This window comes from Streptomyces sp. NPDC005803 (genome assembly GCF_040630435.1).
Taxonomy (GTDB): domain Bacteria; phylum Actinomycetota; class Actinomycetes; order Streptomycetales; family Streptomycetaceae; genus Streptomyces.
Genome location: NZ_JBEXXO010000058.1, coordinates 1 through 9,371 on the forward strand (window position 1 = coordinate 1; position 9,371 = coordinate 9,371).

At 72.0% G+C, this 9,371-nt stretch carries 11 protein-coding genes; 10 read left to right on the plus strand and 1 reads right to left on the minus strand.

Annotation, left to right across the window (positions count from 1 at the left end):
• The first annotated feature begins 161 nt into the window (after window positions 1–161).
• From ABZ454_RS38340 to ABZ454_RS38350, 3 genes are read left to right on the plus strand one after another with little or no spacing between them, the layout of a single operon-like run.
• Window positions 162–743, plus strand: coding sequence for an NAD(P)H-dependent oxidoreductase (locus tag ABZ454_RS38340; protein ID WP_356325789.1), 582 nt, complete (start codon window positions 162–164; stop codon window positions 741–743).
• A gap of 14 nt (window positions 744–757) precedes the next feature.
• Window positions 758–1,387, plus strand: a complete 630-nt coding sequence (locus tag ABZ454_RS38345; protein ID WP_356325787.1) for an antibiotic biosynthesis monooxygenase — start codon at window positions 758–760, stop codon at window positions 1,385–1,387.
• Window positions 1,384–2,508, plus strand: coding sequence for an acyl-CoA dehydrogenase family protein (locus tag ABZ454_RS38350; protein ID WP_359544055.1), 1,125 nt, complete (start codon window positions 1,384–1,386; stop codon window positions 2,506–2,508). The genes ABZ454_RS38345 and ABZ454_RS38350 overlap by 4 nt, the downstream gene beginning before the upstream one ends.
• Window positions 2,509–2,524: 16 nt before the next feature.
• On the opposite strand, the gene ABZ454_RS38355 is transcribed toward ABZ454_RS38350, so the two are convergent.
• Window positions 2,525–2,977, minus strand: a complete 453-nt coding sequence (locus ABZ454_RS38355) for a MarR family winged helix-turn-helix transcriptional regulator (protein ID WP_356325791.1) — start codon at window positions 2,975–2,977, stop codon at window positions 2,525–2,527.
• Window positions 2,978–3,267: 290 nt separating this feature from the next.
• Here ABZ454_RS38355 and ABZ454_RS38360 point away from each other — a divergent pair, with 290 nt between their 5' ends.
• From ABZ454_RS38360 to ABZ454_RS38390, 7 genes are all read left to right on the plus strand, one after another.
• Window positions 3,268–4,362 (plus strand): FAD-dependent oxidoreductase, encoded by a 1,095-nt coding sequence (locus tag ABZ454_RS38360; RefSeq protein ID WP_356325783.1) that lies wholly within the window; start codon window positions 3,268–3,270, stop codon window positions 4,360–4,362.
• A 134-nt stretch (window positions 4,363–4,496) separates the two neighbouring features.
• Window positions 4,497–4,787, plus strand: coding sequence for an acyl-CoA carboxylase subunit epsilon (locus tag ABZ454_RS38365; protein ID WP_356325781.1), 291 nt, complete (start codon window positions 4,497–4,499; stop codon window positions 4,785–4,787).
• Window positions 4,788–4,917: 130 nt separating this feature from the next.
• On the plus strand, window positions 4,918–5,832 hold the full coding sequence (locus tag ABZ454_RS38370; protein ID WP_359544056.1) for an alpha/beta hydrolase: 915 nt from the start codon (window positions 4,918–4,920) through the stop codon (window positions 5,830–5,832).
• Between the two features lie 62 nt (window positions 5,833–5,894).
• Entirely contained in the window at window positions 5,895–6,062 is a 168-nt protein-coding gene (locus ABZ454_RS38375; RefSeq protein ID WP_356325777.1) for a hypothetical protein, read from the plus strand.
• Between the two features lie 60 nt (window positions 6,063–6,122).
• Window positions 6,123–7,346 carry a methionine adenosyltransferase gene (gene metK / locus ABZ454_RS38380; RefSeq protein ID WP_359544057.1) on the plus strand — a complete coding sequence of 408 codons (1,224 nt, stop codon included), beginning with the start codon at window positions 6,123–6,125 and terminating at the stop codon, window positions 7,344–7,346.
• 80 nt (window positions 7,347–7,426) lie between these two features.
• Window positions 7,427–8,410, plus strand: a complete 984-nt coding sequence (locus ABZ454_RS38385) for a carbohydrate kinase family protein (RefSeq protein WP_359544058.1) — start codon at window positions 7,427–7,429, stop codon at window positions 8,408–8,410.
• Window positions 8,407–9,371 (plus strand): homocysteine S-methyltransferase family protein (locus tag ABZ454_RS38390; protein ID WP_359544059.1); only part of this gene is annotated, 965 nt, incomplete at its 3' end. The genes ABZ454_RS38385 and ABZ454_RS38390, both read left to right, overlap by 4 nt.

Below are 9,371 nucleotides of genomic sequence, written 5' to 3' on the forward strand. Positions count from 1 at the left end.
ACGTTGAGCGTCGGGGTCCCCTTCGGCCCGGCCTTCTTCTCCTTCGACGAGTCCAGGCTCGCGACCGACATGGTCGTCGCCGTCGTCGGCCTGAGGCCGGCCCGCGCCCCGCGCCCGCCCCGCTCGTCATGTCTGGCTGCTGGCTCACAGGAAGGAAAGTCATGCCCGAGGAAACACTGCGCCTTGCCGTGATCATCGGTTCGTCCCGCGTGGGCCGCACGGGCCCGGCCGTCGCACGCTGGTTCGTCGAGGAGGCCGAGGCCAGCGCGATGTACGACGTCGACGTGCTGGACCTGGCCGACATCGAGCTGCCGCTGTCGCTGACGCAGGACCCCGGAGCCGAGACGGCCGGTCTGCTCGCGGCCGTCGCCGAGCGCCTGGCCTCGGCCGACGCGTTCGTCGTGATCACTCCGGAGTACAACCACAGCTTCACCGCCCCGATGAAGAACCTGATCGACTGGCACCGCACCGAGTGGCAGGCCAAGCCGGTCGCGTTCGTCGCCTACGGCGGACTCTCCGGCGGCCTGCGGGCGGTCGAGCAACTGCGCCAGGTGTTCGCGGAACTCCACGCGACCACCATCCGCGACACCGTCAGCTTCCACGGCGTGTGGCAGCACATCGGCGAGGACGGCGCTCTGCGCGCACCCGACGCCGCCGTCCCCGCCAAGGTCATGCTCGAAAAGCTGGAGTGGTGGGCCTCCGCCCTCAAGGACGCCCGCACCGTGCGCCCGTACGCCGCCTGAACCAGGGAGACCACATGAGTTCCATCAGGGTGAAGGACGGCTTCTTCACGCTGTTCAACATCTTTCACACCGACGGGCCGGACGCGCAGCAGGTGCTGTTCGACCAGTGGCGCGGCCTGCCGCCCGCCGACGTCCAGCCGGGGCTGGTGTCGGGCAACTTCCATCGCGGCCTCGACGGGGCCTCGGTGCTCAACTACGCGCAGTGGGAGAGCCAGGAAGCGTACGACGCGTTCATGAGCGAGGGCGCCACCCGGGGCCGGCTCGGCAGCGCCCTCGACGTGTCCCGCCTGGACAGCATCCCCTGCGAGGTCGTCCACACCTGGGACCCGGAGCCCGAAATCTCCCTCGACAAGCGCTGGTTCACCGTGGCGATCGTCGTCAGGTCGGCGCCCGAGGACCAGGCCGCCGTGCTCGCTGAGATGACCTGCGACCCGCCGGAACTGGCGACGACACCGGGCTACGTGTCCCATGCCGTGCACCGGAGCCTGTCCGGCGAGTACGTGATCAAGTACGCCCAGTGGACCGACGGGAAGAGCTTCCGCGCCTTCGCCGACGCCCCGAAGGAGCCGTCCGTGGTGGACGAGCTGGCCACCGGCGTCGCGCTCTACTTCAGTGAGATCGAGTACATCAGGGAGCGGTCATGAGCGACGACGGCACGATCTGGCCCGACGGGGAGGCCCTGGCCGCCGGGGTGGCGGCGGCCGGACAGGGCGCCGTGGCCGCGGACGTGGCCGGGCGCCTCGCCCCGGCGACGGCCGAGGCGCTGGCCGCGGCGGGCTTCCCGAGCGGCTTCGCACCGCTCGCGCAGGGGGGCGCCGACGCCTCGTTCGACTCGGTGACGCGGGCCGTCGCCGCGATCGGCGAAGGATGCGCGTCCGCCGCCTGGCTCGCCTCGCTGTGGGCGTACAACGGACGGTTCAGCGCCTACCTTCCCGACGAGGGGCGACAGGACATCTGGGCCAAGGGCCCCGACACCCGGCTGGTCAGCTCGATGGTGGCGGCCGGCGTCCGGGCGGAGCCGGTGGACGGCGGCTGGTCGCTCGCCGGCAGGTGGCTCTACGTCAGCGGGGTCGAGTTCGCCGACTGGGCACTGCTCAGCTCCGCGCCGCCGCGCGAGGGCGACCGCTCCGTGCGGGTGTTCGCCGTGCCCAAGGACGCGTTCACCCACCAGGAGAGCTGGTCGACACTGGGCATGCGCGCCACCGGAAGCCACACCCTGGTCGTGGAGCAGGCGTTCGTACCGGAGCACCGGTCGTTCGTCTGGGACGACATGCGCCTGGGCAACCTCCCGGAGCCGGGGACCACCGCCCAGGCCGCACCGCTGTTCGCGGTGAACGGGCTCACCTTCGCGGCTCCGGTCCTCGGCGCGGCCCGCGCCGCGCTGCGCCTGGTCGGGGAACACCTCGGCAAGCAGCCGAGCGGGGCCCGGTCGGCCGCCCGGGAGTCGCACCGGATCGCCTACGCCCGCGCGGCGGGCGAGATCGACGCGGCGGCCCTGCTGCTGGCGCGGGTCGCCGGGACGGCGGACCGGGGCCGGCTCGGCGAGGACGGGGCGGCGGTGCGCAGCCACCGCGACAGCACGCTGGCGGTGGAACTCCTCGTCGGCGCGGTGGACCGGCTCTTCCATGTGACCGGGACCCGCGGACAGGCGACCTCGCACGGGATGCAGCGGATCTGGCGGGACGTCCACGCCGCGGGTTCGCACGCCGCCCTCCAGTTCGAAGCCGCGGCGCTCGCCTTCACCCAGCGGCTGGTCGCGGCCTGAGCGGTACGGGCGGCGTTCAGCCGTCGGCGGCGGCCCCGTGGCCGGGCTCCACGAAGACCACGGGGCCGTCGTTGTCCTGCACCACGCGGCCGAGCAGGCCGGCGAGCGTCGCTCGCTGCTCCTCGCCGAGTCCGGCCGGCAGTTCCTCGATCCGGCGGCACGCGTCGGTGTAGAAGCGGTCGGCGAGCCGCGCGCCGCGCACGGTGAGCGCCACCCGCACCGCGCGGCAGTCCCGCGGATCCGTCTCGCGCCGCACCAGGCCGTTGTTCTCGGTGCGGTCCACCAGGCCGGTGATGCTCGACTTGGCGAGCCCCAGCATCGCGCCCAGTTCACCCATGCCGTACGGCTGGGCCATCAGGACGCACAGCAGTTGCCCCTGCTGCGGTGTGAGGCCGTGCTCCCGGCTTGCCCGGGCGTACAGGGAATTCACCAGGAATGAGGACCGCACCAGTGCGGTGACCACTCCCATGTCACCTTCTTCGCGCTTAGCCACGCGCGCAGCCTATCAGCCGGCAACGGAAGTTCGTAGCAGGAACTTCATTTTTCACCGAGACGCGGGCTTGCACCATACGCGCCTTCACCTGGTGTGATGCGTTGTCGTGAATATGTCCGGCTTTTTTACGGGCTGACATTTCTCTGTAGTTACTTAACAAAGATCTGTAGTTCTTGAAAGATTTATGTGTTGAGGTTCGGAGTGCGAACCAGTAGCGTTTTTGATCAGACCCCGATGCAGTCTTCCTGTTCTGTGGAGCGTGAATTATGAGTCGTAAAGTCGCCGTCGTCGGCGGAGGCTACGGAGGCGCAGCGGTCGCCAAGGCGCTGCAGTCCGAAGCCGACGTGGTCCTCATCGACCCGCGGGACGCGTTCGTCAACGTGGCGGGATCGCTGCGCGCGCTGACCCAGCCCGAGTGGGCCAACAACATGTTCTTCCCGTTCAAGACCCTGCTCACCGAGGGCACGGTGATCCAGGACCGCGCCGTATCGGTGGACCCCACCGGCGTCACCCTGTCCTCGGGCAAGCACGTCGCCGCGGACTACGTGGTGCTGGCCACCGGGTCCTCGTACGCCTATCCGGCCAACCCGTCCTCCGAGACCGTCGTCGAAGCGCTGGACGACTTCCGCCGCTCGCACAAGGAACTGCTGCAGGCCGACAGGGTGCTGGTCCTCGGCGCCGGCCCGGTGGGCCTCGAACTCGCCGGTGAGATCAAGGAGGTCTGGCCGGACAAGCACGTCACCATCGTCGACCCGGCCACGGAGCTGCTGCCCGGCTTCAAGCCCGAGGTGGTCGAGGACCTGCGCGGCCAGCTGGACGCGCTGGGCGTCGAGGTCCGTCTCGGCACGAGCCTGACGGCGCAGCCGAGCACCGAGTCCGGCCGCGCCGGCTCGTTCACCGTCACCACCGACGGCGGCGACGAGATCACCGCCGACGTCTGGTACCGCGCCTACGGGACGACCACCAACAGCGGTTACCTCACCGACGGCAAGCTCACGACCCTCACCGCCCAGGGCCGGATCCCGGTCACCGAGAACCTCAACGTCAAGGGCTACGACCACGTCTACGCGCTCGGTGACCTCACCGACGTCGCGGAGGCCAAGATGGCGGGCTACGCGATGCAGCACGCCGAGGTCGTCGCCAAGAACATCACCGCTCAGATCAAGGGTGAGCAGCCCGAGGCGACCTACCAGCCGCTGGGCTTCCCGATGATCCTGCTGCCGCTCGGTCCGAACGGCGGTGTCGGGCAGCTGCCTTCGCCCGACGGCCCGTTCGTGGCCCCGGCGCAGATGGTCTCCGAGTTCAAGGGCCAGGACCTGTTCACCGGCCGTTTCGTCGGCGACCTGGGTCCGACCGCCTGACCCGACCGCACCACCGCACCACCCGAGCTCGCCGCGCGCGCTCGCCGGTCCTCGTGAATCCCCCGCCGACGGACCGGCGAGCCCGCGCGGCGTTCGCGTTTCCCGTTCCGTACGAGCATGGAGACGACGACGTCATGCCACCTTCCGCAGGCACCACCGACACCGCAGACACCACCGACACGGCAGACACTGCCGAGAGCACGGCCACCGCCCCTGCCGGCACCTACCTGTGCATCGAGAAGGGCCACCCCGACGCCGCCGAACTGGCCGCTGTCACCGCGGTGCTGCTCTCCCGCCTGGCCGCCCTGGCCGACCCGGACGGGGAGGCGGAGCCGGGTCACCGCCGCACCGCCTGCTGGCGCCGCCTCGAACGCCGCTCCCGCACCGGCACGCCGCGCAGCTGGCGCGCCGACACCGACCGCTGATGAGCGCCTTCGACGCCGGCCCGCGCGCGGGCCGCACCGCTCCCCCGCCGCCGCGCCCCCACGGGCCCCGGACCGCCGCCCGTTCCCGGGTGCGCCGCCGCCTCGCCCGGTGGCCGGCCGCGGTCAGGCCATGAGGACGCCGGCTCCGGACGCGGTCGACGAGATCACCCTCGACGCGGACGGGATCCCGTTGTCGGGACTGATCGCCCACGCCCGCTCCGGCCCCCCGCGGGCCGTCGTGGTCTCGGTGCACGGAGGCGGCATGCGGGCCGGCTACTTCGACAGCCGGGTCCGCCCCGGTCTGTCCCTGCTCGACCTCGGCGCCGGCCTCGGCTACACGGTGCTCGCCATCGACCGTGCCGGATACGGGAGTTCGGCCTCGCCGCTGCCGCGCGGACAGACCCTGATGCAGCAGTCGTCGACCCTGCACGCCGCCCTCGCCTCGTTCGCCGACACCCACGACACCGGCGCGGGCCTCTTCCTCGTGGCCCACTCCAACGGCGGCAAACTCGCCCTGGCGGCGGCCGCCGACGCGCGCGGCGACGCCCTCCTCGGCCTGGACATCTCCGGCCTCGGCAGCCGCCTCGCCGTCCGGACGGACCAGCTCCCGGGCCAGAACGGTCACGGGGACTGGCGCCGGCACTGGGGCCCGCTGCGGCTGTACCCCCCGGACGCCTTCCGGCAGGGCCGCCACCTGATCTCTCCGGTACCCGAACTGGAAGCGCAGGAGGGCCCGTTGTGGCCCCGGATGTACCCGCACATCGCCCGGCGGGTGCGGATCCCGGTGCGTTTCACGTTCGCCGAGCAGGAGCAGTGGTGGCGGTTCGACGACGAGGCCCTGGAAGCCCTGCGACGGCCCCTGGCAGCGCCGCGCACGGTCATCGACCTCCAGCCGGACGCCGGTCACAACCTCAGCCTCGGCTGGGCGGCCCGCACCTACCACCTCAAGGCCCTCGGCTTCCTGGAGGACTGCCTGCTCGCCAGGGACGCGGCGCCCCCCGAGCGGCGCGCACGGCCCCTGAGCGGCGCCGTCCGCGTGCCCTGAACCCGATCGGAGACCTGGGTCCTGTACGGCGTTGTCCCGCAGCCACCGAGAGACAGGCAGAGATGAGCACCGACACCCTTGAGCACGTCGACCACACCCGGCAGGCCCCGGTGTGCCCGCACGACGCACCGGACGCACCCGGCCTCGCCCCCGGCGCCGTACGGCCCGCGCTGCTCGCCGGGGAGGAGCACGACGCTCCCGACCCGTCGATCTTCCGCGGCACCGACTGACCCGCGGCCCGGCGCACCCTCACCACCACCGTCGTCACCACCCACCATCCCTGGAGAGACATGTCCCGCCGTCTGTTCACCTCGGAGTCCGTGACCGAAGGTCACCCCGACAAGATCGCCGACCGGATCAGCGACACCATCCTCGACGAGCTGCTGCGCCAGGACCCGTCCTCGCGCGTCGCGGTGGAAACCCTGATCACCACCGGTCAGGTGCACATCGCGGGCGAGGTGACGACGTCCGCGTACGCCGACATCGCCACCCTCGTCCGCGACACGATCCTCGCCATCGGCTACGACTCCTCGGCCAAGGGATTCGACGGCGCCTCCTGCGGCGTCTCCGTGTCCATCGGCGCCCAGTCCCCCGACATCGCGCAGGGCGTCGACACGGCGTACGAGAAGCGCGTCGGGGCCGCCACCCCTGGTTCCGGCGGCGACGAGCTGGACGAGCAGGGGGCCGGCGACCAGGGCATCATGTTCGGCTACGCCACCGACGAGACGCCCACCTCGATGCCCCTGCCCATCGAGCTGGCGCACCGCCTCGCACGCCGGCTGTCCGAGGTCCGCAAGGACGGCACGGTCCCCTACCTGCGGCCCGACGGCAAGACGCAGGTCACCATCGAGTACCTCGGCGCCCACCCGGTGCGCCTGGACACCGTCGTCGTCTCCTCCCAGCACGCCGCGGGCATCGACCTGGACGGCCTCCTCGTCCCCGACGTCCGTGAACACGTCGTCGAGCACGTCATCGCCGCACTCGCCGAGGACGGGATCAAGCTGGAGACCGAGGGCTACCGCCTCCTGGTCAACCCGACCGGCCGCTTCGAGATCGGCGGCCCGATGGGCGACGCGGGCCTGACCGGCCGCAAGATCATCATCGATACGTACGGGGGCTACGCCCGCCATGGCGGCGGCGCCTTCTCGGGCAAGGACCCGTCGAAGGTGGACCGCAGCGCCGCGTACGCGATGCGCTGGGTCGCCAAGAACGTCGTCGCCGCCGGCCTCGCCGCCCGCTGCGAGGTCCAGGTCGCCTACGCGATCGGCAAGGCCGAGCCCGTCGGCCTCTTCGTCGAGACCTTCGGCACCGGCACCGTCGCCCAGGAGCGGATCGAGAAGGCCGTCGCGGAGGTCTTCGACCTGCGCCCGGCCGCGATCATCCGCGACCTGGACCTGCTGCGCCCGATCTACGCCCAGACCTCCGCCTACGGCCACTTCGGCCGTGAGCTCCCGGACTTCACCTGGGAGCGCACCGACCGGGCGGCGGCGCTCAAGACCGCAGCGGGCATCTGACAACCCCAGGAATCCGGCCCGACGGCGGCCGGACGACCGGCCGGCCGGCGCCGGCCACCGACAGGAGTGCAGGAGTTCATGTGCGTATCGCGGTGACAGGATCTATAGCCACGGACCATCTGATGGTCTTCCCCGGGCGGTTCACGGACCAGCTCCTCCCCGACCAGCTCGCCCGTGTCTCCCTCTCCTTCCTGGTCGACGAGCTCGAGGTGCGCCGGGGCGGAGTGGCCGCCAACATCGCCTTCGGCCTCGGGAGCCTCGGCCTGGAGCCGATGCTCGTCGGGGCGGTGGGCGGCGACTTCGCCGAGTACGAGGTGTGGCTCAAGGAGCACGGCGTCGACACCGGGGCCGTCCTGGTCTCCGCCGGGCGCGGGACCGCACGCTTCATGTGCATCACGGACCAGGACGCCAACCAGATCGCCTCGTTCTACGCGGGCGCCATGCAGGAGGCCCGCGACATCGACCTGGGCCGGGTGCTCGGCGAGGGGCGGCGCCCCGACCTGGTCGTGGTCGGCCCGAACGACCCGGACGCGATGCTCCGTCACACCCGCGAGTGCCGGGACCTCGGCCTGCCGTTCGCGGCCGACCCCTCGCAGCAGCTCGCCCGCCTTGAGGGCCCGCAGGTGCGTGACCTCGTGGACGGCGCCCGCTGGCTGTTCACCAACGCGTACGAGGCGGCCCTCCTCCTGGAGCACACCGGCTGGGGCCGCGACGACGTCCTCGCCCGTGTCGGCGCGTGGGTCACCACCCTGGGCGGCGAGGGGGTGCGCATCGACCGCGCGGGCCGCGCCCCGCTCACCGTCGGGGCCGTCCCGGACGCGCGGATCGCCGACCCGACGGGGGTGGGTGACGCGTTCCGGGCCGGCTTCCTCGCCGCGCTCAGCCGCGGCCTGCCGCCGGCCGCCGCCGCCCGGCTCGGCTGCCTGGTGGCCTCGGCCGCCCTGTCGACGGTCGGCTCCCAGACCTATCGCGTCGACCGCGCCCTACTCACGGCGACGGCCGAGCGGGTCTACGGCGCCGTGGCAGCCCGCGAGCTCGCCCCGGCCTGGGGCGGCACGGCATGACGGACCTCGCCGGCCCCGCCTCCCGCATCGCCGCTCTCCGCGAGGCGTTCGCCACGCGCGCCGTGGTGTCCGACGGTGCGATGGGCACCATGCTGCAGGCACAGGACCCCACCCTGGAGGACTTCCAGCAGCTGGAGGGCTGCAACGAGATCCTCAACGTCTCCCGCCCCGACATCGTCCGCTCGGTGCACGACGCCTACTTCGCCGTCGGCACCGACTGCGTGGGCACCAACACCTTCAACTGCAACGTCGCGGCGCTCGGCGAGTACGACATCGCCCACCGCATCGGCGAACTGTCCGAGAAGGGCGCCGCGCTGGCCCGCGAGGTGGCCGACGAGTTCACCGCGTCCACCGGGCAGCAGCGCTGGGTGCTCGGTTCCATGGGGCCCGGCACGAAGCTGCCCACGCTGGGCCACATCGACTACCGCACGATCCGCGACGCCTACCGGCTCAACGCCGAGGGCCTGATCACGGGGGGCGCCGACGCCCTCCTGATCGAGACGAGCCAGGACCTCCTGCAGACCAAGGCCGCGGTGGTCGCCGCCCACCAGGCCCGGACGGACGCGGGTCTCGACCTGCCGGTCATCGTCTCGGTCACGGTCGAGACGACGGGCACGATGCTGCTGGGTTCGGAGATCGGTGCGGCGCTGACCGCGCTGGAGCCGCTGGGCATCGACATGATCGGTCTGAACTGCGCGACGGGTCCGGCGGAGATGAGCGAGCACCTGCGCTACCTCTTCCGGCACTCCCGCATCCCGCTCTCGGCGATGCCGAACGCGGGCCTCCCCGTACTGACCAAGGACGGCGCGCACTACCCGCTGACGGCATCGGAACTGGCCGACGCGCAGGAGGCATTCGTACGCGACTACGGGTTGTCCCTGGTGGGTGGCTGCTGCGGTACGACTCCGGAGCACCTGCGTCAGGTGGTGGAGCGGGTGCGGGGCGCCGTCCCCGCCGCCCG